Origin of the sequence: Bartonella capreoli, from assembly GCF_902813205.1 — a bacterium.
In the GTDB taxonomy this organism is placed as follows: Bacteria; Pseudomonadota; Alphaproteobacteria; order Rhizobiales; family Rhizobiaceae; genus Bartonella; species Bartonella schoenbuchensis.
The window spans coordinates 1-428 of the sequence record NZ_CADDZX010000253.1 but is presented as its reverse complement, the minus strand read 5'-3'; the positions used below and the strand labels follow the sequence as shown (position 1 = coordinate 428).

The 428-nt window shown below is 32.7% G+C and carries 1 protein-coding gene and 1 pseudogene; both read right to left on the bottom strand.

Annotation, left to right across the window (positions count from 1 at the left end; genetic code table 11):
• Positions 1 to 89, bottom strand: a pseudogene (locus J7R05_RS09440) (NADH:ubiquinone oxidoreductase subunit NDUFA12); the annotation flags it as partial.
• 187 nt (positions 90 to 276) lie between these two features.
• Positions 277 to 428 (bottom strand): hypothetical protein (locus J7R05_RS08290; RefSeq protein ID WP_208541882.1); only part of this gene is annotated, 152 nt, incomplete at its 5' end.

Genomic DNA, 428 nt, shown 5'->3' with positions numbered 1-428 from the left:
ATCCGTTTTCCTTTACACCATGTGAAGAAACGTGTATTTATGGTATTACCATTCCACCATGTAAAAATTTGCTTCAAAAAAATAGCCATCTCTTAGTCCATTTCTTTAGTATGATTACGAGATTAATCGCTAGAATAAACTTGCCATGATATTCGAAATTACTGGGAAAAAATTTTACTGGTAACGATACTGGCAATTTCATTTCGTAGATGAGTTCATTATTTCTTAACTATAAAAGTATCATATTTATGAACTTACTTCTACCTCCTTTAAAACTTAATCTATGCCAAGCTTCGTTTTAACCAATTCATTAACAGTTTGAGGATTTGCCTTACCATCTGTTGTTTTCATAACCTGTCCCACAAACCAACCAGCTAAAGCAGGTTTTTGCTTTGCTAGTGCAGCTTTATCAGAATTATTGGCAATAA